22 protein-coding genes are annotated in these 26,314 nt (G+C 72.1%); 8 read left to right on the forward strand and 14 right to left on the reverse strand.

Features of this window, described 5'->3' with window-relative positions; all coding sequences use genetic code 11:
• Positions 1-96: 96 nt before the first annotated feature.
• Positions 97-2,064 (reverse strand): APC family permease, encoded by a 1,968-nt coding sequence (locus tag AAFF41_RS27380; protein WP_319750011.1) that lies wholly within the window; start codon positions 2,062-2,064, stop codon positions 97-99.
• Positions 2,065-2,530: 466 nt separating this feature from the next.
• On the opposite strand from AAFF41_RS27380, the gene AAFF41_RS27385 reads away from it, so the two are divergent.
• On the forward strand, positions 2,531-4,066 hold the full coding sequence (locus AAFF41_RS27385; RefSeq protein ID WP_343324767.1) for a hypothetical protein: 1,536 nt from the start codon (positions 2,531-2,533) through the stop codon (positions 4,064-4,066).
• A 67-nt stretch (positions 4,067-4,133) separates the two neighbouring features.
• Here the strand turns inward: AAFF41_RS27385 and AAFF41_RS27390 are convergent, their stop codons facing one another.
• The 3 genes from AAFF41_RS27390 to AAFF41_RS27400 all read right to left on the reverse strand — a co-directional run bounded on the left by AAFF41_RS27390 (position 4,134) and on the right by AAFF41_RS27400 (position 9,374).
• Positions 4,134-6,119: an APC family permease gene (locus AAFF41_RS27390; RefSeq protein WP_425526254.1), complete on the reverse strand. Its 1,986-nt coding sequence runs from the start codon at positions 6,117-6,119 to the stop codon at positions 4,134-4,136.
• Between the two features lie 169 nt (positions 6,120-6,288).
• A complete protein-coding gene (locus tag AAFF41_RS27395) occupies positions 6,289-8,634 on the reverse strand; it encodes an ABC transporter permease (protein WP_343324769.1) in 2,346 nt (781 codons plus the stop codon).
• Positions 8,631-9,374, reverse strand: coding sequence for an ABC transporter ATP-binding protein (locus tag AAFF41_RS27400; protein WP_319750016.1), 744 nt, complete (start codon positions 9,372-9,374; stop codon positions 8,631-8,633). Before AAFF41_RS27400 ends, AAFF41_RS27395 begins: the two co-directional genes overlap by 4 nt.
• Positions 9,375-9,502: 128 nt before the next feature.
• Between AAFF41_RS27400 and AAFF41_RS27405 the strand changes: the two genes are divergently transcribed.
• Together AAFF41_RS27405 and AAFF41_RS27410 are read left to right on the forward strand one after the other, a co-directional pair.
• The gene (locus AAFF41_RS27405; protein ID WP_388413220.1) at positions 9,503-10,387 is read left to right on the forward strand and encodes a sensor histidine kinase; all 885 of its coding nucleotides are present in this window, start codon (positions 9,503-9,505) and stop codon (positions 10,385-10,387) included.
• Positions 10,384-11,124 (forward strand): response regulator, encoded by a 741-nt coding sequence (locus tag AAFF41_RS27410; protein WP_343324771.1) that lies wholly within the window; start codon positions 10,384-10,386, stop codon positions 11,122-11,124. Before AAFF41_RS27405 ends, AAFF41_RS27410 begins: the two co-directional genes overlap by 4 nt.
• Before the next feature lie 9 nt (positions 11,125-11,133).
• Here AAFF41_RS27410 and AAFF41_RS27415 read toward each other — a convergent pair whose 3' ends face one another.
• The 3 genes from AAFF41_RS27415 to AAFF41_RS27425 all read right to left on the reverse strand — a co-directional run bounded on the left by AAFF41_RS27415 (position 11,134) and on the right by AAFF41_RS27425 (position 13,872).
• The gene (locus tag AAFF41_RS27415; protein WP_319750018.1) at positions 11,134-11,697 is read right to left on the reverse strand and encodes a hypothetical protein; all 564 of its coding nucleotides are present in this window, start codon (positions 11,695-11,697) and stop codon (positions 11,134-11,136) included.
• A 738-nt stretch (positions 11,698-12,435) separates the two neighbouring features.
• On the reverse strand, positions 12,436-13,440 hold the full coding sequence (locus AAFF41_RS27420; RefSeq protein WP_343324772.1) for a M56 family metallopeptidase: 1,005 nt from the start codon (positions 13,438-13,440) through the stop codon (positions 12,436-12,438).
• A gap of 18 nt (positions 13,441-13,458) precedes the next feature.
• On the reverse strand, positions 13,459-13,872 hold the full coding sequence (locus tag AAFF41_RS27425) for a BlaI/MecI/CopY family transcriptional regulator (RefSeq protein ID WP_343324773.1): 414 nt from the start codon (positions 13,870-13,872) through the stop codon (positions 13,459-13,461).
• Between the two features lie 141 nt (positions 13,873-14,013).
• On the opposite strand from AAFF41_RS27425, the gene AAFF41_RS27430 reads away from it, so the two are divergent.
• The 3 genes from AAFF41_RS27430 to AAFF41_RS27440 all read left to right on the forward strand — a co-directional run bounded on the left by AAFF41_RS27430 (position 14,014) and on the right by AAFF41_RS27440 (position 17,214).
• Positions 14,014-14,850, forward strand: a complete 837-nt coding sequence (locus tag AAFF41_RS27430; RefSeq protein ID WP_319750022.1) for an undecaprenyl-diphosphate phosphatase — start codon at positions 14,014-14,016, stop codon at positions 14,848-14,850.
• A gap of 181 nt (positions 14,851-15,031) precedes the next feature.
• Positions 15,032-16,468 carry an MGDG synthase family glycosyltransferase gene (locus tag AAFF41_RS27435; protein WP_319750023.1) on the forward strand — a complete coding sequence of 479 codons (1,437 nt, stop codon included), beginning with the start codon at positions 15,032-15,034 and terminating at the stop codon, positions 16,466-16,468.
• Entirely contained in the window at positions 16,465-17,214 is a 750-nt protein-coding gene (locus tag AAFF41_RS27440) for a polysaccharide deacetylase family protein (protein WP_319750024.1), read from the forward strand. The genes AAFF41_RS27435 and AAFF41_RS27440 overlap by 4 nt, the downstream gene beginning before the upstream one ends.
• Positions 17,215-17,233: 19 nt before the next feature.
• Here AAFF41_RS27440 and AAFF41_RS27445 read toward each other — a convergent pair whose 3' ends face one another.
• A complete protein-coding gene (locus AAFF41_RS27445; protein WP_319750025.1) occupies positions 17,234-17,911 on the reverse strand; it encodes a class F sortase in 678 nt (225 codons plus the stop codon).
• A 139-nt stretch (positions 17,912-18,050) separates the two neighbouring features.
• Positions 18,051-18,920, reverse strand: coding sequence for a hypothetical protein (locus tag AAFF41_RS27450; RefSeq protein WP_319750026.1), 870 nt, complete (start codon positions 18,918-18,920; stop codon positions 18,051-18,053).
• Between the two features lie 377 nt (positions 18,921-19,297).
• Here AAFF41_RS27450 and AAFF41_RS27455 point away from each other — a divergent pair, with 377 nt between their 5' ends.
• Positions 19,298-21,112 (forward strand): APC family permease, encoded by a 1,815-nt coding sequence (locus tag AAFF41_RS27455; RefSeq protein ID WP_343324774.1) that lies wholly within the window; start codon positions 19,298-19,300, stop codon positions 21,110-21,112.
• Between the two features lie 47 nt (positions 21,113-21,159).
• On the opposite strand, the gene lysA is transcribed toward AAFF41_RS27455, so the two are convergent.
• The 3 genes from lysA to AAFF41_RS27470 form a co-directional block, all read right to left on the reverse strand.
• A complete protein-coding gene (gene lysA / locus AAFF41_RS27460) occupies positions 21,160-22,608 on the reverse strand; it encodes a diaminopimelate decarboxylase (protein WP_343324775.1) in 1,449 nt (482 codons plus the stop codon).
• 9 nt (positions 22,609-22,617) lie between these two features.
• A complete protein-coding gene (locus AAFF41_RS27465) occupies positions 22,618-23,034 on the reverse strand; it encodes an SAV_915 family protein (RefSeq protein ID WP_319750030.1) in 417 nt (138 codons plus the stop codon).
• A gap of 211 nt (positions 23,035-23,245) precedes the next feature.
• Positions 23,246-23,785, reverse strand: a complete 540-nt coding sequence (locus tag AAFF41_RS27470; RefSeq protein ID WP_343324776.1) for a universal stress protein — start codon at positions 23,783-23,785, stop codon at positions 23,246-23,248.
• A gap of 238 nt (positions 23,786-24,023) precedes the next feature.
• Here AAFF41_RS27470 and AAFF41_RS27475 point away from each other — a divergent pair, with 238 nt between their 5' ends.
• The gene (locus AAFF41_RS27475) at positions 24,024-25,121 is read left to right on the forward strand and encodes a magnesium and cobalt transport protein CorA (RefSeq protein ID WP_319750033.1); all 1,098 of its coding nucleotides are present in this window, start codon (positions 24,024-24,026) and stop codon (positions 25,119-25,121) included.
• Between the two features lie 37 nt (positions 25,122-25,158).
• Here the strand turns inward: AAFF41_RS27475 and AAFF41_RS27480 are convergent, their stop codons facing one another.
• Positions 25,159-25,557, reverse strand: a complete 399-nt coding sequence (locus AAFF41_RS27480) for a flavin reductase family protein (RefSeq protein ID WP_343326363.1) — start codon at positions 25,555-25,557, stop codon at positions 25,159-25,161.
• A gap of 101 nt (positions 25,558-25,658) precedes the next feature.
• On the reverse strand, positions 25,659-26,096 hold the full coding sequence (locus AAFF41_RS27485; protein WP_102914261.1) for a hypothetical protein: 438 nt from the start codon (positions 26,094-26,096) through the stop codon (positions 25,659-25,661).
• Positions 26,097-26,314: the final 218 nt, after the last annotated feature.

Below are 26,314 nucleotides of genomic sequence, written 5' to 3' on the forward strand. Positions count from 1 at the left end.
TTCTGGCCCCGGCCCTTCGGAGCCGCGTCTCCGGCATGATCCGCCGGACGGCCCCTGAGCGGGTCCGGCGAAGTCCGGTGCGGTTCGGCGGAGCGCTCAGCCGACGTGTACGCGCGGTCGGCGGGAGCGGTCGGGTTCGGCCTCGCGCAGGACCTCTCGGGTGACGGGGGCGACCTCGCCCTGGCCGAAGAGGAAGAAGCGCAGGAAGTTGGTGAAGGGGTTGCCCTCGGTCCACTCGAAGTAGATGTGCGGGGTGCAGCCGGTGCGGTCGCGGACGTACAGGAGCAGGGCGGCGAGGGCGTTGGGGATGGAGGAGGACTCCAGGGTCAGGACGCGGTAGCGGCCGTGGAGCACCTCGCCGCGTACGGTCAGGCCCGCCTCGAACTCCGAGGGGTCCAGGACGGTGACCTCGACGAAGACGAAGTCCTCCTGGGCCGGGAGGTCGTTGTCGGCGCGGATCTGCTCGATCTTCTCGCGGTACTCGGTCTTGTCGCGGTTGTCGGGTTCGTTGGCGATGAACCGGATCCGGCGGCTGGCTATGTCGCGTACGAACCGGTCCGCCATGTCGTCCAGGCTCACACTGGTCACCCGCAGTTCGAAGGCGCGGGCCAGCCGGGAGAGCAGCGAGACGAGGATGATGCCGGCGATGAAGCAGGCGCCGATCTTGACGCCGTCGGGGCGTTCGATGACGTTCACGACGGTCGTGTAGAGGAAGACCGCAGAGATGACGGCGAAGGCGATGGTCCAGTTGCGCTGGCCGGCCTTGCGCGCGGCGATGGTCACGGCGATCGCGGCGGAGCTGATGAGGACGAGGACACCGGTGGCGTAGGCGCCGCCCTGCGCGTCGACGTCGGCATTGAAGATCCAGGTGACCAGGAACGCCACCAGGGTGAAGACGATCACCATGGGGCGGACGGCCCGTGCCCAGTGCGGGGCCATGCCGTAGCGGGGGAGGTAGCGGGGCATGAGGTTGAGCAGTCCGGCCATGGCGGAGGCGCCCGCGAACCACAGGATGGCGATGGTCGACACGTCGTAGACCGTGCCGAAGGCGCCGCCGAGGTATTCGTGCGCGAGATAGGCGAGGGCGCGGCCGTTGGCCTGGCCGCCGGACTTGAACTCCTGCTCCGGGATGAGGAGCGTCGTGATGAAGCTGGTGAAGATGAGGAAGACGCTCATGATCACGGCGGCGGTGGTCAGCAGCTTCTTGGTGTCCCGGATGCGGCCGGTCGGCTTCTCGTCGGTGTCGGTGGCGTCGCCCTGGACGTGCGGCATGACGGCGACGCCGGTCTCGAAGCCGGAGAGGCCGAGGGCCAGTTTGGGGAAGACCAGGAGGGCGACCCCGACCATCGCGAAGACGTTTCCGTGTTCGGTGGTCAGGGCGCTGGTCCAGTCGGTGATCACATGCTCGGCCGTCGCCACGTGCCACAGGCCCACGATCACGACCACGACGTTGAGGGCGAGATAGATCCCGACCAGGACGACGGCGACGCCGATCGCCTCGAGGAAGCCCTTGAGGAACACCGCGCCGAGCAGGGCCACCAGGATGAGCGTGATCAGCATCTGCTGGTTGTGCAGCGTGCTGGTGAGGTGGGGGTTCTCGACCAGGTGGGTGGAGGCGTCGGCCGCCGACAGGGTGATGGTGATCAGGAAGTCGGTGGCGGCGAAGCCCAGCAGGGTCAGGACGAACAGCTTGCCCTGCCAGAACGACAGCAGCCGCTCCAGCATCGCGATCGAGCCCTCGCCGCGCGGGCTCTCCTCGGCCACCCGCCGGTAGACGGGCAGTGCGCCCGCCAGGGTGACGATGACGAGCACGATGGTCGCGACGGGCGAGAGGAGTCCGGCGGCCAGGGCCGCGATGCCGGGCTGGTAGCCCAGTGTCGAGAAGTAGTCGACGCCGGTCAGGCACATCACCCGCCACCAGCGCTGCCCCTGGTGCACGGGCTCCGGCAGGGCGTGCGGGCCCTGCGGGGTCTTGCCCATGTCGGACAGCCCCTCGAGCATCCACGCACGCAGCCGGCTCGTACCCGTCGTACCTCCGGTACGAGCGTGGTCGGTGGTGGCCATCGGGGTGCTCCTGACGTGCTGCCCGGCGTAGTGCCCATTGTGATCCGATTGTGGGCAATGGGGGAGGAAACGGCAGGGCGGGTGGACATTACGGCGAACGGGGGACGGCGGTGCGGTCGCGGAGGCGGCAGCCCTCGGTCCGGCACCGAGGTCCGGCACTCCGGTCCGGCGTTCGGTCCGCCCCCGACGACGAGAATGCCGTGCTTTTCGCACATGTGGTCGGCCGACGGCGTCAAGGCCGCGTCAAAGTCGTCCGGTGCGACATCAGGGGCTCATCAAGGTCCGGTGTGTGTGAGGTGAAGCGGTCGCAGACTGGGCGCGGCACGGGGGACACGGACGAGCGGTCCGTGGCGTGCCGATGGAGGGGTTCGTGGCTGTCACGGCCGGTACCACGCACAGTCCTGCGGCGCGAGCCGGGACCACGCACAGTCCGGCGCGAGCCGGGACCGTCGGAGCGCCACCGCCCGTGGCGAGCGCCCCTTCCGGGGGTGGGCACCAGCCTCGGCCCAGGCGCGGGGGGTCGCGATCGAGACGCCCCCGACGCGCCGGGCGGTCCCGAAGTCCCAGGCTCCCTCTGCGTCTCGCAGCCCGAAGAGCCGCCACCGCCCTCCGTCGCCGTTTCTGGGCGACCCTGCCCGCGCGACTGCGGCTGCTGCGGACCGTCACCCTCCTGCTGACCGTCACCCTCGCCCTGCTGCTCGGGCTGGCCGGACTCGCCGCCACCGGCACCTGGGACACTGTCGCGGGCCGCGACGCACCCCGCACCACCAGCGCCGCCGACCTGAACCTCGCGCTCAACGACATGGACGCGCAGGCCGCCAACCTCCTGCTGGCCGGCGGCGACGGGGGCAAGGGGCGCCTGGCGACGCCGTACGACAAGGCGGTCGGCTTCTACGGGGACGCGCGCCGCGCGATCGGGCGCGACCTGCGCACCCTCGCCGTCGCCGCCCAGGGCGACGCCGCCGACGAGCACACCGTCGAGTCGCTCACCGACGACTTCGCCGAGTACCAGGAGCTGATCGGCCGCGCGCTGGAGAACGACGACCGCGCCGGCGGCAGACCGGCCGCGCTCGTCGACTACCGCGAGGCCACCGATCTTCTCCAGGCCCGGCTCCTGCCGAGCGCGAGAAAGCTGGTGGACTCCAACGACAGCGCCTTCGACCGGCAGTACGACCAGGCCCGTTCGGTCCTCGCGGCCCAGCTCGCCGCCGTTCTCGTGCTCGGCGCGCTGCTGCTCGCCGCCCTCGGCGTCCTCCAGTGGTACCTGGCCCGCCGCTTCCGTCGGATCCTCAACCCCCGTGTGCTGGCCGCCACCGTCTGCGCGCTGCTCGCCGTGCTCCTCGGCGGCCAGGCGCTGTCCGCCTCCGCCGACCGGCTGCACGGCGCCCGTCGCGACGCCTTCGACTCCGTCGTCGCCCTCTCCCGCGCCCGCGCGATCGCCTACGACGCGAACGCCGACGAGAGCCGTTTTCTGCTGGACCCCGAGCGCCGCGAACAGTACGCGCAGGCGTTCCTCGCCAAGTCGCAGCAGTTGTACGGGATGAAGGGCGCGACCCTCGACTCGTACGACGTCGGGCTCGTCACGACCTGGAAGGAGTACCGCGCCGACCACCACACCCTCGACTTCGGCGGCGAGTTCGCGCGGGAACTCGCCAACCTCACCTTCCCCGGCGAACGGGCCGCGGCGGAGCGGACGGTGGACGCGTACGCCGTCTACCAGCGCGACGACCGGAGGATCCGGGCCCTGGTCGCGCGGGGCAAGGAGGGCGAGGCCGTCGCGTTCTGCATGGGCTGGGAGCCGGGCACGTCCAACGCCCACTTCGGGGCCTGGATGACGGCGCTGGACCAGGTGACGGACATCAACCGGCGGCACTTCACGGCGGCGGTCCGCGCGGGCCGCTTCGAGGCCACCGGACTGCTCCCGTGGACGTGCGGTCTGCTGCTCGGCGCGGGTGCGCTGATCCTGCTGGGGCTGCGACCGAGACTCGCCGAGTTCCGTTGAACGGGGGTCCGTTGAACGGGGGTGCGGTGAGCGGGGGTGCGCCGAACCGGGTCCCGCCGTGGGCGCGTCACCGGTGCCGGGTGCCCGCCCGGGGCGCCGGCCCCTGCGGTTCCCCCCGCCGGAAGGACCCCGGCGCCCTGGCCGCGGGCCGGTCGGCATGGGCGGAGGACGTCAGCTGCCACGGCACGCTCGTGACCATGACTCCCGGGGTGAACAGGAGCCGGTTCTTCAGCCACAGCGCCGACTGGTTGTGCAGGAGGTTCTCCCACCAGTGTCCGACGACGTACTCGGGGATGAAGACGGCGACGATGTCCCGCGGGCTCTCGCGGCGGATCGAGCGGACGTACTCCACGACAGGCCGGGTCACCTCGCGGTACGGCGAGTCGATGATCTTCAACGGGACGTCGATGCCGTACTCCTCCCAGCGCCTGAGCAGCGCCGCAGCCTCGTCACGGTCGACGGAGACCGTCAGGGCCTCCAGCCGGTCGGGGCGGAAGGCGCGCGCGTAGGCGAGGGCACGGAGGGTCGGCTTGTGCAGGGTGGAGACCAGTACGATCCCCAACACGCGTGAGGGGAGGGTGAGTTCGCCCTTCGGGTCGGCCACCGCCAGTTCCGCCGACGTGGCGTCGTAGTGGCGCCGGATGCCGCGCATCATCAACCACAGCACGATCGCGGCGAGTACGGCGAGCCACGCGCCCTCCGTGAACTTGGTGGCCAGCACGATCACCAGGACCAGGCCGGTGACGACCGAGCCGAATGCGTTGATCACCCGGGCCGTGTGGTGGCGGCGCCGCGGCGCCGGGTCGCGTTCCGTGCGCAGCTCGCTGTTCCAGTGCCGGACCATGCCCAGCTGGGAGAGCGTGAAGGCGGTGAACACGCCCAGGATGTAGAGGTGGATGAGGCTGGTGACGTTCGCCTTGAAGCCCCACAGCAGCAGAGCCGCGACGACCGCGAGCGCCAGGATGCCGTTGGAGAACGCGAGCCGGTCGCCCCGGTTGTGCAACTGGTGGGGTAGATAGCGGTGTTGGGCCAGGATGGACGCGAGCAGGGGAAAGCCGTTGAAGGCCGTGTTCGCCGCCAGGATCAGGACCAGCGCGGTCGCCGCCTGGATGACGTAGAAGCCGACACTGTGCTCGCCGCCGAAGACCGCCGCCGCGATCTGTGCGATCACCGTGCGCTGGGTGTACGAGGCGCAGTCGCCGGTGAGTCCCGTCAGCCGGCACGCGTCGTCCGTGATGTGCACCTTGGTGATCAGTGCCAGCGCGGTGACACCCACGAACATGACGATCGCGAGGGCACCCATCGCGGTCAGTGTCTCGGCCGCGTTCCTCGACTTGGGCTTGCGGAAGGCCGGTACGCCGTTGGAGATGGCCTCCACCCCGGTCAGCGCCGTACAGCCGGAGGAGAACGCGCGCAGCACCAGCATCAGCAGGGCGAGACCCGTCAGGTTCGCGTCCGAGGGGTCCGGCGAGACGCCGTACGCGGCGCTCTCGGCGACCGGCGCGTCCCCGAGGGCGTAGCGGATCAGGCCCGTGACCACCATGACGAGGACACCGCTGATGAAGAGGTACGTCGGTGCCGCGAAGGCGCGTCCCGACTCCCGGACGCCTCGCAGGTTCATCGCCGTCAGGACCGCCACGAAGCCGATCGCCATCAGGACGCGGTGGTCGGCGAGGCGTGGGACGGCGGAGATGATGTTGTCGACGCCGGAGGCGACCGAGACGGCCACCGTCATGACGTAGTCGACGAGGAGCGAGGCGGCGACGACCAGTCCGGCGGTCGGGCCGAGGTTCGTCGACACCACCTCGTACGAGCCGCCGCCGCTCGGGTAGGCATGCACCACTTGGCGGTACGACAGCACCACGACCGTCATCAGCGCCACGACCGAGGCCGCGATCCACGGCGTGAAGTGCAGGTAGGCAAGGCCGCCCAGGGTGAGGACCAGCAGGATCTCCTGGGTCGCGTACGCCACCGAGGACAGCGGGTCCGAGGCGAAGATCGGCAGGGCGAGCCGCTTGGGCAGCAGCGTCTCGTGCAGCTCTTCGCTGCGCATGGCCCGGCCGATCACCAGCCGCTTGAGGATCCCCGTGACGTTGAACACGGGCGGAGGGTAAGCCGGGGGAGGGGCCGGGCGGGGCCCCGACACTCGCTCCGGGCCCGCTGCTGACTCAGAGGTCGCGCGGACAGGGGTGGTGGAGGGCTCCTCCGACGCGGCGCGGACGTCACTCGGTGTGCAGGACCCGGGCGATGGTCTGCCGAGCCGCCGCACGCGCCGGTATCACCGCGCCCAGCGCGGCGATCGCCACCCCGGCCAGCGCCTGCAACGCCATCGAACCCGGGTGCCACACGTCCAGCATCCGGTCCGGGAAGGCGAGATGGGCGCTGCGCTCGGTCATCCGAACCACCACGCGGTACGCGGCGACTCCCAGCGGCAGCCCCAGCAGGCCGCCGAGCAGACCGAGGCCGGCCATGGACACCACCATCATCACCGTGACCTGCCGTGGCGTCATGCCGATGGATTTCAGCATTCCGAGGTCGCGCCGACGTTCCCGGGCGCTCAGCACGACCGTGTTGAACACCCCCATCGCCGCGACCACCGACAGCATCACCGTCAGCACGGTCGCGGAACTGATCACCGTCACGGCGCCTGCGTTCACCGAGGTCTTCGCGTCCGGGTGGAGCCCGGGGTCGACGGCCCGCACGGCCTTCATGAAGGCGCCGACATCGGATCCGGGGGTGAGTCGCACCCAGTACTGGTTGGCCTGCGCGCCCGGTGTCAGGGCGGTTACGGTCGCCCAGTCCGCGCGCATCCAGTCCGACGGCCCGGACATGACCTCCCCGACCAGGGTCACGCGTTCCTGTCGGCCGTTCGCCGCAGCCAGGACGAAGGAGCCGCCGAGCCGCAGACCGTACTCGGCCAGGAATCTGCCGGAGGCCACCACCTCGCCGGGCCCCCGCATCCAGCGGCCCCTGGCCAGGTCGTCCTGAAGAGCCGACCGGCCCCCTCGATCGCCCTCGATCGCCACGTCCTGGCTCTGCCCGAGCAGCCGCACGTGGGCGTAGCCCACGGCGGACACGTCCGCCGCGCGCGGCAGTCGGCGCAGCAGCGTCTGTGTCGCGGCGTCGCCGTGCCGCGGGACGGTCTGCCCGAACCTGGCTTCCCCTCGCCAGACGATCACCTGCGCCCTGTCGGCGCCCTCGACCGCGTCGCCGTAGGAGACCATGGTGGCCGACAGGCCGGTGGCGAAGGTCACCGTCGCCACCCCGAGCAGGACCGCCGAGACGGTGAGCAGCGCCCGCCCGGGCCGTGCGAAGGGGAGGCCCAGGCCCAGGCTCACCGAGCGCGGCAGCCGCACCCCGCTCAGCCACCGCTGCACCGCGAGGCCTCGTCCGCCGGCGGGGGCACTGCCCGCGCTGATCGCGCGCGCCGCGGACAGCCGGTGCGCGCGCAGCGCCGGGATCAGCGCGGCCAGCACCACGACGGCCGGCATACCGAGCGCCGTGCTCGCGTACACCCAGGAGCCGATCGTCGGAGTGACGTTCACCGTGGCGAGTTCCGCGCCCTGGAAGACCTGGTGCAGCAGCGGTCGCGCCACCACCGCGCCCAGGGCCGTGCCGACCGCCGCGCCCGCCGCCGCCGGGACGCAGACCATCACCAGGTAGACCGCGACCACCTGGTTGGGCGTGAATCCAAGGGACTTGAGCACCCCGATGTGCCGGAAGCCGGACACCACGGCACCGCTCACCACATTGCCCACGATGAGGACCGCCACCAGCAGGCCGAGGATCCCGAAGGCCATGAGGAACGGCACGAAGGCGTTGGGCTGGGCCGCGACCTGCGCCTTCAGCGTCAGATACGACTGGTGGGCGACCAGCGATCCGGACGGCAGGCCTGCGGTCACCGCTGCGGTGTCCGCGGTGATCTGGCGGGCCGTCGTGGCCTGGTCGAACCGGTACAGCATCTGGTACGTCGTGGGGTGCAGGGCCGCGATCTGCTGCGGGGAGACCCATGCCTGGGCGCTCCCGCTCACTCCGGACGCGAGGCCGACGACGGTCATCGGCACCAGCCCGGGCAGCTGGATTTGCTTGCCGATCGGCGAGTGCGGCCCGTTGCCCATCCCCGGCGCGTCCGGCAGCGCCAGGACGATCTGATCGCGGCCGGTGGCCCAGTGCCCGGCGAAGAGGTCGAGGCGGTCGACCGGTCCACCCGGCTGCGCCCGCCCCACCACGGTCAGGGGGCCGGGTCCCATCCCGGGCATCTCGGAGGCCGCGTTCTGCGGCAAGTCGACCACGGCTTCCGGGAACGGCCCGGCCCAGGCCCGCACGCCCGGACGGCGCGCGGTCCGCGCCAGCCGCGCGCCGGAGACCTTCGCCGCGTCGAAGGTGGCGATGACGTGCGCGCCGCGTGCCTGGCCGAAGAGCCGGTCGAACGGTCCGGACGCGACGTCCAGCAGGCCGAGGGCGACCACGAGGGCCATGCTGGAGACCAGGACCACCACGCCGATCACGGAGGTCTGCAGCCGGCGGCGGCGCACGGCCGCGCGCGAGGCGCGCCACACCGCGCTCATGCCGACCGCTCCAGGGTCCGTTCGCCGATGATCCGGCCGTCCGTCATGGTCACCAGGCGGCTGGCGCAGCGCGTCGCCAGCCGCTGGTCGTGCGTCACCAGCAGGAGGGTCTGGCCCAGTTCGTTGAGGTCGATGAGCAGGTCCATCACCTGCTCGCCCGCGTGGCTGTCCAGCGCACCGGTCGGCTCGTCCGCCAGCAGCAGCGCGGGACGGTTCATCAGTGCGCGGGCCACCGCGACCCGCTGGCGCTCGCCGCCGCTGAGCGCGGCGGGATAGACGTTCTTGCGGTCGGCGATGCCGAGCTCGTCCAGCAACTCCAGTGCCCGGCGCCGGGCCTGGCGGGCCGGAGTTCCGGTGAGCTGGGCGGCCAGGGCGACGTTGTCGATCGCGGGCAGGTCGTCGATGAGGTTGAAGAACTGGAAGATCATGCCGATCCGGCGGCGCCGGAAGAGCGCAAGGCCGGTCTCGTTGATCCGGCCCAGGTCCTCGCCGTGTACGTGCACCGAGCCGGTGCTCGGCCGGTCAAGGCCCGCGATCATGTTCAACAGGGTCGACTTGCCGCAGCCGGACGGACCCATCACCGCCACCGCCTCCCCGGCCCGGATCTCCAGTGACACCCCGTTCAGGGCGACGGTGTCGCCGTACTCCTTGCGCAGGCCGCTCACCCGGACGACTTCCTGGTCGCGCACGGCGGCCGGGTCGGCCGCCGGGGCCGTGTCGCTGATGTCTTCGGTGGTCATGGCAGGGACGGTAGGCGGCGTGGGCCGTCCGGGCGTCAGCCCCGGGAGGTAACCCGCGACGGTCGTCATCCTGGCGATGTACGGGGTGGACCCGCAGGTGGACGCCCCCTCGCCGGCTGCCTGGCACGATGGACGGCGTGTGGACATCGGGGACGGGCCGGCTGCTCATCGCCCTCGCGGGGGTGAGCCTGGCGGTGGCCGGGAGCGCGGTCGTGTTGCTGGCGCGGGCCCGCCGCCGCTACCGCAGGGTCCTGGAGGACCGGGGCTGGCTGCTGGAGCGCGAGCGGGAGGCCGCCGCCCGCACGGCGGTCGCGGCCGAGCGCGCCCGTATCGCCCGCGAGCTGCACGACATCGTCAGCCACAAGGTCAGCCTGATGGTCGTATCGGCGAGCGCGGCTCGTGAGGTGCTGGTCACCCTGCCGGGCGAGGCGGAGACCGCGCTGCGGACCGTCGAGGGTGCCGGACGCGACGCGATGACCGAACTGCGCCACCTGCTGGGCCTGTTGGCGCCGTCGCCCGACGGCGACGACGATGAGTGGGCCGAGCGGTACGGCGAAGGAGACCTCTCCGGGCTCGCACCGCAGCCGAGCCTGAGTCGACTGAGCACCCTCGTCGACCGGATCGCTTTCGCCGGCCTCCCGGTCGAGGTGCGGATCTCCGGTGAACCGCGCCCGCTGCCGCCCGGCATCGACGTCACCGCCTACCGGATCGTCCAGGAGGCGCTGACCAACGCGCTCAAGTACGGCGGGGGCGGCAGGGCGGCGGTGACGGTGCGCTACGCCGACCACAGTCTGCGGGTCGAGGTGCTCAACAGCGGACCGAGCGTGCTGTCCGCCGACCGCGCGAGCACGGATGCCGGACCGGGCGCCCGCGAGCGCCGGGACGACGGTGCCGGGCGCGGTCTGATCGGTCTGCGCGAGCGCGTCGCCGTCTACGGCGGACGCTTCGACGCCCGGCGCCGCATCGGCGGCGGCTACCGCGTCCGTGCCCGCATCCCCCTGGAGCGTCCGTGACCGAATCCGCCCCCGACGGCCGCGCCCCGCGCGTCCTCATCGCCGACGACGAGGAGCTCATCCGAACCGGTTTCCGCCTCATCCTCACCTCGCGCGGCATCGACGTCATCGGCGAGGCCGCAGACGGCGTTCAGGCCGTCGCGGAGGCCGAACGGCTGTGCCCGGACGTCCTTCTGATGGACATCCGGATGCCCCGCCTGGACGGCCTGGAAGCCGCCCAACGCGTCCTGCGGCTGCTCCCGCACTGCCGGGTGATCATGCTGACCACCTTCGACCTCGACCGCTACGTCTACGCGGCGCTCGCCGCCGGGGCGAGCGGCTTCCTGCTCAAGGACGTCACCGCCGCCCACCTCGCGGCAGCCGTGCGACTGGTGAACACCGGAGACGCACTGCTCGCCCCCTCGATCACCCGCCGTCTGGTCGAGCGCTATGCGACCGCCCGCGATGCCGAGGAGGCCGGCCCGGCTCACCGCCCCACCGCTTCGGCGGCGGCCCGCACGCTCGCGATCCACCGCGACCTGGCTCCACTGACCCCTCGTGAACTGGAGGTGCTGGCCCTGATGGGCCGCGGCCTGTCGAACACCGAACTCGCCGGAGCCCTCACCCTCAGCGAGGCCACCGTGAAGACCCACGTCGCCCGGATCTTCGCCAAGCTCGCGCTCCGCGACCGCGCACAGGCCGTCGTCCTCGCCTACGAGACGGGACTGGTCACCCCCGGCGGCTCCGTCAACGGTTGACCCCGGTCCTCACTCCAGCCCGGACACCTTGAAGACCGTCAGCGCCGTCTCGCGGTCGATCCGCTCCGAGACGCGGTGCAGCGCGGTCTCCCCGCACGAGAGCGTGGAGCGCAGGGCGGACAGGCGTGCGTCCTCGTCGAGGCGGTGCCACAGGGGCGGATTGGCCACCAGGACCCGGGGGTCGATCTCGACGCGAGCGCCGAACGTGTCCCGCAGCACGAGCCGCTGACCGACTCCGTCCAGGCAGCGCACCGACACCAGGTGGTCGGTGCGCACCAGGCGCGCGCGCAGCAAGCCGCGCGAGACCAGCCAGCCCTCGCCCGCGGAGACCCGGGTGGGGTACAGCACGAGAAACAGCAGCACCGCGAGCGCGGCCCACAGGGTGGCGCGTGGCGCGGAGAGGGTGCCGACTCCCCAGTCGATGAGGAGGAGAAGGGCGAGGAGCACGGCCGCGCAGCGGATCGAACTGCGTACGTCCTGGGCCCAGAGGTGGTCGCGCGCCACTTCCGCGGAGGGTGGGGCGGGTGCGTCGACCGCGGTGCGCGCGTTGTTGCGGCGGTTGCGGCGTTCCATACGACCGACGGTAGAGACCGGGGAGGCCGGAGGCAGCATGCCTTGACGGGTCTCTGATGACTTGGGCGTCAAGGATGCGACAAGAGGCTTCGGCCTGCCGCTACGCGGTCCGGGCGGCCCGGCCTCCCGCGGCCCATCGCCCGAGCACCGGCTCCGCGAGGGTGCGGGCCGGGAGGCACAGGGTCTGGCCGTGGGCTCGGGCCACGCGAGCAGGACCTGTTCCGGGACCAGCGGCTTGAGCCGGGGGAACCGTGGATACCAGAAGACTCCGTCGACGAGCAGCCCCCGCACGCGCGTGGGTACGGCGACGGCACGCGCGACGGCCTCCAGCACCGCCATCCGCTGGCTGCACGAGCCCCGCCCGAGCGCCAGCGTCCGCGAGGTGCTCCGCGGGTCGTCCACGGAGTACACCGGGCGCACCTCACGCGCGATGATCCCGTGGGCCACGCGGAGGGAGTCGCGGGCGGTGTCCGCGGTGGGATCCGCTCGACGAGGGCGGTGACGTTCGCGTGGGTCCGGTCGAGGATCGGGGTGGGGCGCGTGGAGCCGGGTACGGGTCCGGTCCCCGGGGCGACCCGGTCGCCCCCCGCACGTCGGCACGGCATCAGCAAACGACTCGTCATGGCCCGCCCCATTCCCCCATTTTCTCTCTCAGGCCACGCCTCGAGGCACGGCTTCCGGCAGGGCGTGGAGGGCGGTGGGGGAGACGGCTGACCGCGCGAGGACTCGACGACCGGTTCAGCCGAAGGGCAAGGCGTCGTGGTTCGGCCTGTCCGGGTCGTGGTGATGCGGGTCGTGGTGGTGGGCGATGCCGACCACCTCGAGGAGGTCGTGCAGGTCGCGGGTGGCGGCGACGGTCGACACCAGGGTGAGGGCCAGGCACGCCGTCGTGACGAGGGCGAGCCACGGACGGCGGGTGAGCGGAGGGGCGAGGAGGGCGGCGACCCGGCGGGGGACCGGGCCCGCGCCGGCGAGCGGTCCCCGTCGGCCGAGGACGCCGCGGAAGCCGAGGGTGGAGAGGCGGGGGGCGGGGGCGTTGTGGGCGGCCAGGGCCGCCTTGCCGACCGCGCGGGCGACCCGGCGGCGGTCGCCGGTGGCGCGGGCTGCCTGTTCGTCGGCCCAGCGTTCCACGGTGTAGGTGACGGCGGTGGCGAAGGGCCGCAGGAGGGGGTTGGCGGCGGCGCCCAGGCCGGCCAGGGCCACGAACAGATAGTGATGGGCGGTGAGATGGGCGCGCTCGTGGGCGAGCAGGATGTCGTGCTCGGCCTTGTCCAGGGTGCGCAGCATGCCGGTGGAGACGACGACCCGCCCCGGCAGGCCCGGCAGCGCGTACGCGTCCGGCGCCTCGTCCTCGACGATGACGAGGCCGTCCGGCGTGGGCATGCACGCGGCGTCCCAGATGGCGGAGGCGATGGAGCGGGCCCGGCGCCACAGCATCCGTGCCGCGGTCAGCAGCGCGCCGCCGAGCAGGAGGCCGGCGAGGAGCGCGACCGGCGGTTCGGCGGGGTCGTTGACCTGCGCGGTGCGGGCCGACCAGTGGCCGAGGTCGGCGAGGAACGGAACGCCTATCAGACCGGTGATCGCCAGTAGTCCCAGTGAGACGGTGGTCGCCACGCCCAGGATCAGCGCGGAGGTGGTGAGCAGCCAGGTGGCCAGGCGCGGTTCGCAGCGTTCGGAGAGCGGGCGGGCGCCGAGAGGCGCGATCACGGACAGCAGCAGCGGCAGATAGACGGCGATACGCATCCGGGCGGGCTCCTTGTCCTACCGGTCTGGGTCCGCGTCGGGTCCCAGCAGGTGGCGCAGCAGGTCCGCGTCGGTGTCGGACAGGCTGTCGGCGAAGCGGGCGAGCACCGCCTCGCGGTCGGGGCGCTCCTCGAGCACGGTGCGCATCCGGCGGGCGGCGAACCCGGGGTCGTCGGTCACGGGCGCGTAGGCGTACGCCCGTCCGCGCCGGGTCCGGGTGAGCAACTGCTTGGTGTGCATCCGGGTGAGGATCGTGACCACGCTGCTGTACGTCAGCTCGCCCCCGAGCCGTTCGGCGACCTCGCCCGGCGTGAGCGCGGCCTCGGCCCGCTGGAGTACGCCGAGGATCTCGGACTCCCGCGCGCCGTTGGCCCGCTTGGAGCCCCGAGCCTGTGAATCGCGTGAATCGAGGCCCATGGGTTTGTCGTTCACCCGTCCATCTTCTACAGTCGTGTAAAACTTGAGCTTCTACGGCGGTGTAAATGCTGCCGTGGTCCGAGTCTGCCATGTGCCGCCGTGCGCCCGTGCCCCGGGGGACACGTGCTCGCCCCGTTCACCGCAGAGATGGATCCCATGAGTGTTATCAGCGTCGGCCAGGCCGTCGTACTGGGAGTCGTCGAGGGAGTGACCGAGTTCCTCCCCGTCTCCTCCACCGGCCACCTCAAGATCACCGAGGGGCTGATGAACATCCCGGTCGACGACAAGGCCGTCGTCGGCTTCACCGCCGTCATCCAGGTCGGCGCGATCGCCGCCGTGCTCGTGTACTTCTTCAAGGACATCGTGCGGATCGTCTCCGCGTGGGGCCGGGGGCTGCGCGACCGCGAGGAGCGGCACAGTCACGACTACAAGTTCGCCTGGTGGGTCATCTACGCCACCGTCCCGATCGTGATCGTGGGCCTCGCCGCCAAGCCGCTCATCGACGGGGCGCTCGGCTCCCTGTGGGTGGTCGCCCTCTCGCTGATCGTCGGCAGTGGCGCGATGTGGGCGGCGGACCAGATGGGACGCCACAAGCGCGGCGAGGACGACACCACCTTCAAGGACGCGATGCTGGTGGGCTGTTCGCAGATCCTCGCGCTGCTCTTCCCGGGCTTCTCGCGCTCCGGCGCCACGATGTCGACCGCGCTGATCCTGGACCTGGACCGGGTCGCCGCCACCCGGCTCTCCTTCTTCCTCGGCATCCCCGCCCTCACCGGCGCCGGTCTGTACGAGCTCAAGGACGCCGTCGGCGCGGGGGTGGGCGCCGTGCCGCTGGCCGTCGGCACCGCCGTCTCCTTCGTCGTCGCCTACGCGTCGATCGCCTGGCTGCTGAAATTCGTCGCCAAGCACTCCTTCAACGCCTTCGTGATCTACAGGATGGTCGTCGGCGTGCTGCTGCTCGGGCTGCTGGGCGCGGGAGCGCTCAACGCCTGAACGCTGGGCACCTGCGCGCTCGACACCTGAGCGCTCAACACCGCACCGCCGAGTCGGCCCGCATCGCCGACGCCGGTGGCCACGGTCTCGGTCGCTCCTGCGTTTGTTTCCTTCGCCTTTGTTCCGGCGAGTCGGTGACGTCCCTCGTCATGCCCTCACCACTCTGGAGGCTGATCACGCTGTGCCCCACTCCGACAGTCCCACCCGCATCACCGTCATCTCCGCGAGCATGGGGGCCGGGCACGACGGCGCCGCCACCGAACTCACCCGCCACCTCACGGCGGCGGGCTTCCTCGTCGACCGCCACGACTTCCTCGACCTGCTGCCCGCCCGCATCGGAAAGCTGCTCTCCGGCGCCTACCTCCGGCTGCTGACCTGGGCCCCCGCGGGCTACCAGCGCATCTACGCCGCCACCGAGCACGAACGACGCCCCAACCCCGCCGTACGGGCCCTGCTGCGCGGCGCCGAACGCCGCACCCTCGCCACCGTCACCCCCGACACCCGCGCGGTCGTCTCGACCTACCCCGGAGCAAGCCAGGTCCTCGGCGCCCTGCGGCTGCGCGGCCGGCTCGCGATACCGGCCCTGACCTACCTCACCGACTTCTCCGTCCACTCCCTGTGGGTGGCGCCCGGCATCGACGTCCACCTCGCCGCCCACGCGATACCCGCCGCCCAGGCGCACGAGCAGGGCGCGGCGGGCGTCACCGTGACCGGCCCGATGACCGACCCGCGCTTCACCCCCGCCGACGAGGACGAACGGCGTGCCGCCCGCACCCGTTTCGGCCTTCCCCCGGACGCACCGCTCGCCCTGCTGGTCGCGGGCTCGTGGGGGGTCGGGCCCGTCCGGGAGGCCGCCGCGGAGATCCTCGGCACCGGGGTCGCCCTGCCGGTCGTGGTCTGCGGACGCAATCACGCGCTGGCCGAACGGCTGCGCGCGGACGGCATCGCCCACGTGCACGGCTGGGTGGACGACATGCCCGGCCTGATGCACGCGTGCGACGTCCTCGTCCAGAACGCGGGCGGGCTCACCTCGCTGGAGGCGCTCGCGGGCGGACTCCCGGTCGTCAGCTACCGCTGCATACCCGGGCACGGCCGGACCAACGCCGCCGCGCTCGACGAGGCGGGCCTCGCCCCCTGGATCCGCGAGCCGGACCAGTTGGCGCCGACCCTGACCGAACTCCTCCACGGCCCGCGCGGCCGGGCGCAGCGCGAGGCGGGCCTGGCCCTGTTCGCCGCGGCCCCCGGCCCCGTACCGGCCGTCACGACGATGGCCCGCGGCCCGCTGTCCGCCACCGCCCTTCCGTCCCAGCGCCGCCCGGTCGCCGCGCGGCCCGCCGTTGTCTCCGACGTGTCCGGACCCCCGACGCGCGTACCGGCCGACAGGTTGGCCGGCGTGCCGTCCGACGCGCCGAGGTCCGTACCGGTCGAGGCGCTGCGCCTCCCCGTCGCCGCGCGGTTCGCCGCCAGGTCACGGCAGGCGCGGCGCCGTACGGTCCTCATGGTCGCCGCCGTCGCCGCCACCCTCTCCCTCGGCGCCCCGCTCGCCTACGCCTACGGGGGGTCCCCCGGCCACCACTTCGGTGCGCTCACCCACTACCTGGAGGACGACGACCGATGAGGTCAGGCCCGGGCCGGACGGCCCGTACCGTTCGGCGGGCCGGGGCGATCGCCCTGCCCGCGCTCGCCGCCGCGCACGCCGCGCCGGTGATCTCCACCTTCGGCCCGCTGCGCAACCGGGCCATGCCCCGCCTCGCCGGCCGCGGCCGCCCCGACCATGTCGCGCTCACCTTCGACGACGGGCCCGACCACCTCTCCACCCCGCACTTCCTGCGGCTGCTGGACGCCCGGGGCATCCGGGCGACCTTCTTCCTGCTGGGCTCGATGCTGGCCCGCTCGCCCGGCCTGGCCAAGGAGATGGCCGCCGCCGGGCACGAGATCGGCATCCACGGCTGGCACCACCGCCCCCTGCTGCTGCGCGGCCCGCGCGCCACGTACGACGACCTCGCCCGGGCCCGCGACGCCGTCGCCGAGGTCACCGGCCGCCCGCCCACGCTGTTCCGGCCGCCGTACGGGGTGATGAACACCGCCGCCCACCTCACCTGCCGCCGCCTCGGGCTGACCCCGACGCTGTGGACGGCCTGGGGCGAGGACTGGCGCAAACGGGCCACCCCGGACTCCGTCCACCGCACCGTCACCCGCGATCTGTCCGGCGGCGGCACCATCCTGCTCCACGACTCCGACTGCACCTCGGCCCCGGACTCCTGGCGCACCACCCTCGCCGCCCTGCCCCGCGTCCTCGACACCTGCGAGACGCACGGCTGGCGCGTCGGGCCGCTGCGCGAGCACGGAGTCCCGGGCCTCTGACACGTCACCGGCCGTGAGGTCAGACGAGGTGGGCGAAGACCACCAGGTTCTCGGTGTAGTCCTTCGCCGAATGGTCGTAGTCGCCGGCGCAGGTGATCAGCCGGACCTCGGCGTCGCGGGTGTCGGCGTACACACGCTGGTCGGGGAAGTCGTCCTTCGCGAACGTGTCGGCGTTGTCGACCACGAAGGTGGCCTTGCGCCCGTCGGCCCTCTCCACGGTGAACCGGTCGCCCATCTCCAGTTCCCTGAGGTCGGCGAAGACGGCCGCGGAGGTGGTCGTGTCGACATGACCGGCGATGATCGCGGTGCCCCGCTCACCGGGGGACACGCCCTTGGCGTACCAGCCGACCAGGTTGGTGTCGTCGGCGGTCGGAGGCTGGAGCTTGCCCGCGGCGTCGACGGCCAGTTCGGTGAACGGGGCGTCCACGCCGATCTTCGGGATGAGCAGCCGCGTCGGCTCGGACCGCGGCAGGTGCTTGCCCGGCGGCCGGGCAGGGGACGACGGTGCGAGCGCCGCCGCGCCATGGGGCTTGGCCGAGGGGTCAGAGGGGTCGGAGGGCTTGCCATGGCCGCCGAACAGGCTCAGCGCCAGGACCAGGATTCCGACGCACCACACGAACATCGGCACGCCGGGCCGTGCGCCCTGGAGCGGCGTCACGGCCCGGGGCTCGACGGGGGAGGACAACCGGGATGCCATCGGGCACCACCTCACTGGAACACGTACGGGACAACTCACTGGACTACGGCGGCGGAGCCGGCGCGGCACGGGGGCAACCAGCCGGGCCGCCACGCTGTGCGCAGGAGGCGGCCCGGGCTGCTATGTCGTCAGGCATGGATCAGGAAAGGCCGTCCGCGGCACGCTTGCGGCGCACCACGTAGGCACCCGCACCGGCGAGAGCCAGGACCGCCAGCCCACCGGCCGTCCTGCCCGGAGTGGCGAGCGCACCGCCACCCGTGTGCATGCCGCCGCGGGGCTTGTCGCGCCCCGAGTCCGAGTCGTCCTTGCCGCGGTCGGAACCCGAGTCGTCGTTGCCCTTGTTGCCCTTGTCCTTGTAGGTCTCCGGGTCGAACTTCTCGTCGTCCTTGTTCCAGTCGTCACTGCGCACGGCGCTGAGGGCGCCGCCGCCGGTGTGCATGCCGCCGCGGGGCCCGCGGCGGTCGGAGCCTGAGTCGTCGCCCTTGCCGTGGTCGGAGCCGCCCTTCTTGCCGTGTTCGTCGCCGGAGTCGTCGCTCTTGCCACGGTCCGAGCCCGAGTCGCTCTTGCCGCGGTCGGAGCCGGAGTCGTCCCCGTTCGAGTCCTCGCCACGCACGGCGCTGAGGGCGCCGCCGCCGGTGTGCATGCCGCCACGGGGCCCGCGGCGGTCGGAGCCTGAGTCGTCGCCCTTGCCGTGGTCGGAGCCGCCCTTCTTGCCGTGTTCGTCGCCGGAGTCGTCGCTCTTGCCACGGTCCGAGCCGGAGTCGTCGCTCTTGCCACGGTCCGAGCCCGAATCGTCCTTTCCACGGCCGGAACCCGAGTCGTCACCGCGCACGGTGGTCAGTGCTCCGCCGCCCGCGTGCACCCCCCCGTTCGGCCTGTCGTGCTCCTTGCTGTAGGAAGAGTCATCGTGGCCCCCGTCACCCGCCGTGGCGGCGAGGGCGCCTGGTGCGCCGATCGCGAGGGCCGCCGTGGCCGTCGCGGTGGCGAGGAGAATGCGGGCAGATCGCATCTTCGGAGTCCTTCCGTCGCAGCCAGGCAGCTGACACTGCGTCAGCTCGTGAGAACCCGACCCCGACGTGATCCACCGTCAATCCGCGGGGCTCCGCGCACCACTCGAGCCGCTCACCTGGCGCACCCCCGAGGGCACGCCCGCTCAGGCCCATTGGGCCAACCGATGGCCCGTCAGACTGCACTGACCTGCTGTTTCGCCAGGATTGAGCGGCCGTTCCCCCGCCCGCACCGTGCCTCGGGTACTACCCGATCGGCGGCAACACGACTGCGCGTCCCGCACCTTCGGTCCGCGGTGGTCCTGGCGCGTCCCTGCCCCGCCACACCGCACCAAGCCGGTCACACTGACTCCAACCCCCTCACCCCCGCGAGGTCCCCATGGCGTACGGCCTGGCCCGCCGCGAACTGCGGCCGAGAGTTCCGCTGCGGCACGGGGAGGGCGACAAGTACCACCTGACCAGCGTCGAGGGACTCGCCGCGCTCTCCCTGGACGCGCTGAGCTCGGTGGCCTACGGCCCCGAGGCGATCGTGCTCGTACTGATCGCCGCCGGGACGGGCGCGCTGTCCGCCACGCTCCCGGTGACGCTCGTCATCGCCGGACTGCTGGCGGTGCTCGTCGTGTCCTACGGACAGGTGATCGCCGTGCATCCGGACGGCGGCGGCGCGTACGCGGTGGGGAAGAAGGATCTCGGACCGACCGTCAGCCTGCTCGCGGCGGCCAGCCTGGTCGTGGACTACGTGCTGACCGTGACGGTCAGTCTGGCGGCGGGCGCGGCCAGCCTCGCCTCCGCGTTCCCGGTGCTCGGCTCGCACCTGCTCGCGGTCTGCCTGATCGGGCTCGCCCTGCTCACCGCCGTGAACCTGCGGGGTGTGGCCGAGAGCGCGCGGGCGCTGATGCTGCCCACCGTGCTGTTCATCGTGAGCATCCTCGGCATCGTCGTGCTCGGCCTGGCGCGAGGCCGCCCCGTGGCGTTCGTCGGCACCGTCCAGCCCGTCCACGCCACCGAGGCACTGAGCGTCCTGCTGCTCCTCAAGGCGTTCTCCTCCGGCTGCTCCGCGCTCACCGGAGTCGAGGCCATCGCCAACGGCGTGCCCTCCTTCCGCGAGCCGCGCGTCAAACGCGCCCAGCGCACGGAGCTGATGCTCGGCGCACTCCTCGGTCTGATGCTCATCGGCATGGTCCTGCTGATCCGCCGCGACCATGTCGCCCCGCGCGGCGGCGTGACCGTACTCGCGCAGCTGACGGCGGGCGCGTACGGGACGGGATGGCCGTACTACGCGACCAATCTCATCGTCACCCTGGCCCTCGCCTTCGCCGCGAACACCAGCTTCGGCGGTCTGCCCGTCCTGATGAGCCTGCTCGCCAAGGACCACCGGCTGCCGCACCTCTTCGGGCTGCGTACGGAACGGCCGGTGTACCGCTGGGGCGTGGTGACCCTCGCCCTGCTCGCGGCCGCGCTCCTGATCGCCGTGAACGCCGACACCCACCGCATGATCCCGCTCTTCGCGATCGGCGTGTTCATCGGCTTCACCATCAGTCAGACCGGTCTCGTACGGCACTGGGCCGGGCAGCGTCCGCACGGCTGGCTGCGGCGCGCGGTCCTGAACGGGGTCGGCGCGGTACTGACCGCCGTGGCGGGCGTCGTCCTGCTCACGACCAAGTTCCTGGAAGGAGCCTGGGTGGTGGTCGTCGCCATCCCGCTGCTGATGCTGCTGTTCGACCGCATCCAGCGCTACTACACGACCGTCGGCCTGGAACTCGGACTCGGCGAGGTCCCGCCGCCCGTGCGCGGCGGCGACTCCCTCGTCATCGTGCCGGTCGGCGAGGTCAGCAGACTCACCCAGCACGTGCTGTCCGCCGCCCGCGCCCTCGGCCACGAGGTGGTCGCCGTCGCCGTACACGCCGACCCGGCCAAGGTCCGTACCCTCAGGGAGAGTTGGGACCGCTGGAACCCGGGCGTACGCCTGGACGTCGTCGACAGCCCGCAGCGCTCGCTCGTGGAACCGATCGTCGCATACGTCCGCAGGGCGGAGGAGGGAGGACGGCAGATCGCCGTCCTCATCCCCGAGGTGGAACCCCTCCACCGCCGCTATCAGATCCTGCAGAACCAGCGCGGTCTGCTCCTCGCCGCCGCGCTGCGGGCCCGTACGGACGTGGTCGTCTGCGTGGTGCCCTACCGGCTCAGCCTCTGAACCGGCCGCCGGGCCAGGTCCTGATCCCGATGAGGGCCCCAGCAGCCCTACAGTCCGACGTCTCGGCGGTTCATGTCGTCCTGTGATTCGCGGCGCACGAGTGTGCGTGCGGTGCCGTTGGAGACGGCGATCACGGGTGGGCGGCCGATGAGGTTGTAGCCGGAGGCCATGGACAGGTGGTAGGCGCCGGCTGCGGGGACGGCGAGGAGGTCGCCGGGGTGGATGTCGCCGGGGAGGGCGACGTCGTCGGCGAGGATGTCGCCGGCTTCGCAGTGGCGGCCGACGACGGTTGCGAGACGGGGTGGTGCGGTGGTGGGGCGGCCGATGAGGCGGGGTGCGTAGCGCACTCCGTAGAGGGCGGGTCTGGGGTTGTCGCTCATGCCGCCGTCGACGGCGACGAAGGTGTGGGTGCCGGTGCGTTTGACGGCCAGGACCCGGTAGACGGCGACGCCGGCGGGGCCGACGATGGCGCGGCCGGGTTCGACGGTGAGGCGGGGGAGGGGCAGGTGGGCGCGGGCGCAGCCGTCTTCCAGTTCGGCGCGGACGCGTCCGGCCAGGGCGGAGATGTTGAGGTGTTCTTCGCCGGGGCGGTAGGCGATGGCGTGGCCGCCGCCGATGTTCAACTGGGGGAGGGCGATGCCGTGCTGGTCGCGGATGCGGGCGAGGAGTCCGGTCATGCGGCGTACGGCGGCGACGTAGGGCTTGACGGTGGTGACCTGGGAGCCGATGTGGCAGTGCAGGCCGACGAGTTCGAGGTGGGGCTGGTCGAGTATGCGGGTGACGGCGTGCTGCGCGGAGCCGTCCGTGAGCGACAGGCCGAACTTCTGGCCGTCGGTGCCGGTGCGTATTTTGGTGTGTCCGCCGGCGGCGATGCCGGGTGTCACGCGGACCATGACGGGCTGGCGGGTGCCGGGGGGCGTGAGGGCGGCGAGGCGGGTGATCTCGGAGGTGCTGTCCACGACGATGCGGCCGACGCCGAGGCGCAGGGCGGTGCTGAGGTCCTCGGGGCTTTTGGCGTTGCCGTGGAGCACGATTTTCTCGGGCGGGAAGCCGGTGGTGACGGCGAGTGCGAGTTCTCCGGCGGAGCAGACGTCCAGGCCCAGGCCTTCTTCCTGGATCCAGTGGGCCATGGCCCGGGACAGGAATGCTTTGGCGGCGTAGAGGATGTCGGCGTCGGGGAACGCGGTGCGGTAGGCGCGGCAGCGCTCGCGGACTTCCTGTTCGTCGAGGAGGTAGAGGGGGGTGCCGAAGCGGTCGGCGGCCTCGGTGAGGGAGACACCGCCGACGGAGACGTCCCCGTGGGGTTCGGGGCGGGCGGAGCGGGGCCAGACGGAGAGGCCTTCGGCGTCGCGCGCGTCGGCGGGGGCTCCTTGGTCGGCGCTGTCGGTCCCGGGTGCCCGGTGCAGTTCCTGGACGGGCTGTTCGCGAACAGGCTGTGCCTGTACGGGCGGTTCCTGAACAGGCTGTGCCTGTACGGGCAGTTCCTGAATGGACATGGCGTCTCCTCAGCCGATCAGCAGGTTCAGGCATGCGACGACGACGGCGGCGCCGGTCACCCGCAGGGTGCCGACGTGCTGGGGATGCCTGCGGCGCCAGGAGTTCTCGCGTTCACGGGCCGTGGCCGCGGTGCGGTCGGCCGAGGGGGCGGAGAGCTGCGGGTCGATGGTGAGGGTGGTGACGCCCAGGGGCGCGGCGAGGGCGCGCAGCGCGGGTTCACAGAGCCGTATGCAGGCCTGGTCCGTGCCGAGCGTGGCGGCGAGCCTGGCCGCCGAGGTGAAGCCGACGGCCGTACGGCCGCCCAGGGGGGTGCGGAAGAACCGGGCCGTGCAGCCCGCGGGCCCCGACCGGACAGGAACGAAGAGAAGTCCGGCCGGGAAACGTTCGGAAGGCTCGGGATCCTCGGAGCGGTCGACTGGAGACATGGTGCTGCTCCTCGCGGAAGAGACGGGCGCCGGCCGGTTCGGCCGTGCGCCTCGGTGAGGCTATGCCCGCCGGGCCGGGGAGGGGACCGCTCGCTGACGGAGGTTTGACGCGTTGCCCCGGCCCCGTAACGCGCCCCTGACGTGGGCGGCTGGGGGTGTTGTCCAGGTCACTGCGGACCCGGGGTGACCCGGGCGACACTCCCTGGGTCGCTCAGGACCTGTCCTCGGCCAGCTCCCGCGCGTCGAGCGGCAGCCCCAGCCGGATACGGCGGTGCACCGAGGCGAGCTCGCGGGACAGGGGCGAGGGCGGCAGGGCCAGCACCGGGCAGACGGCGTGCGCGAGGCAGTACCGGGCGACGGACGGGACCAGCCACCGGTGCGGTATTCCTCGGCACCCCGGGCCGACCACCAGCAGGTCGTCGGCCCGGTCGGCGGTCTCGACCAGCGCCCGCCCCGGTGTGCCCCGAACGACAAGGCCCTGGTGCGGGACCCCGGGCCCCGCGTCGCCGAAGGCGGTGGCCAGCGCGGCGAGCAGCCGTCGGCCCGCGTCCAGCCGGAGCGTGGCCATCGGCAGTGGACTGAGCGCACTGCGGTGGGCGAAGTCACCTCCGGGCGCCTCCCAGGCGATCACGACCAGCAGTTCGGCTCCGCCGCGCCGGGCCTCCGCGGCGGCCCGGCGCAGGGCCGCCAGGCTCCCCGGCGAACCGCTCACTCCCGCGACCACGCGCGGTCCCCGCTCTTCCTCGCCCATCGCTCGCGCACTCCTCGATGTCGGTCCACACACGTACCCATCGGCCATCGAAGGGCCGGAGGACGGCGGCGGACCGCCGCGTTGGCGCGGGCCTGACGGCGCGGGCGTGATTTATGACGCCCCCCTGACACCGCGGGGCCGGCGCGGGGCGCACGCTCGAACCGGGCTCTGACGTCGGTCTTACCCCTTGCTGGCACACTGGCCGTCCATTCCGGGAAATCCGGGGAAGGAGCACCGCATGTCGATGGTCGGCAATCTGCGCAAAGTCGCCCGTCTGGCACGCGGCGGACGCCGGGTGGACCTGAGTCACCCCGCCCGCTCCCCGCTCGGCTCCGCCGTCGTCAACTGCGTCATCTACCGCGACGGCGTCCGCCAGGAGGCCGCGCCCAGCGTCGAGGAGTCCGTCGCCCGGGTCCGCGAACGCGGCGGCCACGGGTTCGTCTGGCTGGGGCTGCACGAGCCGACCGAGACGGAGTTCGCCCGGGTCGCCGAACTGTTCGGCCTGCACCCGCTCGCCGTCGAGGACGCGGTCCACGCCCACCAGCGCCCCAAGGTCGAGCAGTACGGCGACGTCCTGTTCGCCATCTTCAAGACGGTCTCCTACGTGGAACACGTCGAACTGACCGCCACCAGCGAGGTCGTGAACACCGGCGAGATCATGGTCTTCGCAGGCCCCGACTTCGTGGTGACCGTGCGGCACGGACGGCACGGCTCCCTCGGCCCCCTGCGCGAGGACCTGGAAGCGGAGCCTGAGCAGTTGGCCAAGGGCCCGGCCGCGGTGCTGCACGCCATCGCCGACCACGTCGTGGACGACTACCTGACCGTCACGGACGCCGTCCAGGTCGACATCGACCAGGTGGAGACGTCCGTCTTCTCACCCCGCGGTGCCAGGGGCGCCGACGCCGGCCGCATGTACCAGCTCAAGCGCGAACTCCTCGAACTCAAACGCGCGGTGGTCCCCCTCGGCCGCCCTCTCCACATCCTGGCGACCGAGCCGATGCGCCTCGTCGCCCCCGAGATACAGGCGTACTTCCGTGACGTCGCCGACCACCTGTCCCGGGTCACCGAACAGATCACCGCCTTCGACGCCCTCCTCGACTCCATCCTTCAGGCCCACCTCGCCCAGGTCTCCGTCGCCCAGAACGAGGACATGCGCAAGATCACGGCCTGGGCCGCGATCATCGCCGTACCGACGATGGTGTGCGGCGTCTACGGCATGAACTTCGACCACATGCCCGAACTCCACTGGCGCTTCGGCTACCCCTTGGCCCTCACGGTGATCGCCGTGTCGTGCTTCGTCATCCACCGGGGGTTCAAGCGCAACGGCTGGCTGTGACCGCGGCCGTGTCCCCAGCCCCGTCCCCTGACCCCGCCTAGGGACGTGGTTCCTCGGAGGGGATGCGGCTCAGGTGCAGGACCTCTCCCAGCGTGCCCCACTCGTCGCCGCCGAGCTTGGTGAGCGGGAGCAGACGTGCGGAGCCGGGGCGGCCTTCGACGATGTGGTCCTCGTGCACCGCCGCGTGGAGCACCCGTCCGAAGACGAGGGTGGAGTTCCCCATCCGCAGGGTGGTGTGCGAGCGGCACTCGAGAACGACGGGGGAGGCCGCCACTCGGGGCGGTCGTACCCGCAGACTCGGTTCGCGGTCGATTCCCGCGAAGTCGAATTCACTGACCGACCGGGGGAAGTCGGTGGCAGTGGCGTTGATCAACCGCAGCAGTGGTTCGGAGGAGAAGTTGACCACGAACTCCCCGGTGTCCTCGACATTGCGCAGGGAATCCTTGCGGGTATGCCCCTCATGCCCCCCATGCCCGTTGTGCGCGCCGTTCCCGGGCGGAACCCGAAGGCCTCGCCCGTGTCACGGAGAACCGGAGGTCAGGGCCACACCAGGCAGTACGGCTGATGCCCCGCCTCGTGCAGACGATGGCTGAAATCCTGCCATTCGTGGAGAAGCTGGTACACGTTGAAGGCGTCCCGCGGGCCCCCGCGGTCCGGGACCGTCGACCAGATGAAGGCCGCCGCGCCGACCGCCTCCTCGCCGATGCCCCGCAGGGGGTCGACGACGGTCATGGGGAGCTTCACGACGGCGTAGTCGGGGTGCAGGACGATCAGTTCCAGGGGCGGGACCTTGTGGAGAGGGACGCCCTCGATGCCGGTGAGGACCATCGCGGCCATGGTCTCCGGCTTGATCTTGGTGAACATGCCGTTCATGCCGAGCTCGTCGCCTCCGAGTTCCTCGGGGCGCATCGAGATCGGCACGCGGGCCGCCGTCGCGCCGTCCGGCGCGCCGAAGTATTTGTAGGTCACCCCCACCCGGCCACCATTCCCGCTTCCTGCCCTGAGCCGGTCTGCCCCGCGGTCCGTGTAGTCCATACCGTCCATACGGCCCGACGGGTCGATCCGCTCAGGATCGTTCTGTGATCCTTGCGACCCGGGTGATCCGGGAGAGCTCGGCGACCCCTGCGTCTGTCGTGCCTCGGCCGCTTCCTCCGCCTCGCGCCGGTGCCTTCCCCGCCGGGCACGCCGAGGAC

The organism is Streptomyces mirabilis, from assembly GCF_039503195.1.
Lineage (GTDB): Bacteria > Actinomycetota > Actinomycetes > Streptomycetales > Streptomycetaceae > Streptomyces > Streptomyces mirabilis_D.